We start from the raw sequence: 863 nt of genomic DNA on the forward strand, positions 1-863 counted from the left end.
GATGGATTGTCGGTGCTCGCGCCGGTTGAGTGGTTGAAAACACTAAAAGATGGAAGTGAGCTGACGATTGCCTGTGCGGTCAATCTGGACGGATCTGCAAATGAAGCTGAAGCAGTGAAATTTCCATTACGGACCTACTCTATCAAAGCATACCCCCTCATTCTATCTGAGGACTTTGATGACAAACCCGCCCAACGAATTCGCGCCGGCGAGAGCATTGACCTCCCGAGCATGACCATCACGTACGATTTCACAACTGGTATTGATGGTTACGCCGGCATTCGAACTCACGACGATTCGCTTGGGACTCCCGCCGTGCCAGGGATGTTAGCCCACCACGCTGTCGCGCCATCCTCATGGGATGATGATCAACAGATCACTTTCAGGTTCAAATCAGCCTACTCTCGAGTCAGATTTGCAAACACCTATCGATACCAAGATGTGGACTATAGATTTTGCGACGATTTTGGACAAGTGGGGTTCATACGCTACACTCATACTAGTGGGAGTGTCCCCCAACATGGCTGGATTGATTTCTCTGCGCCCTCCGGCAGGAAAATCACTTCAATTGAATTCCGAACACGGGGCGGTACTTATCTGGATTACTTTACATTCTGGGTTTGAATACTGCCGGAGGCCTGATCCTGACACGAAGAAAAAAGGGGACGTATTTGAATGGCACTTACTTAACAGCTAACCGATTGAGCTGAATAAAAAAGGGGACGTATTTATTTACCAGCAAATTCGCTCCCACAGAGAAATGCATTCCAGATGTGGGAGCGACGATTCGACCTGCTCGCGAAAGCGACCTCACAAACAACACAGCTCATCGGGCATAAAAAAACCGCCACCGGATTCAACCG

1 protein-coding gene is annotated in these 863 nt (G+C 49.1%); it reads left to right on the top strand.

Going from position 1 to position 863, the window contains the following annotated elements; genetic code table 11:
• A partial coding sequence (locus tag AC07Y2_RS28725) for a hypothetical protein (RefSeq protein WP_158248871.1) occupies positions 1–624 on the top strand: 624 nt, incomplete at its 5' end.
• Positions 625–863 lie beyond the last annotated feature (239 nt).

It is taken from the genome of Pseudomonas sp. GW456-12-1-14-TSB6, from assembly GCF_059424205.1.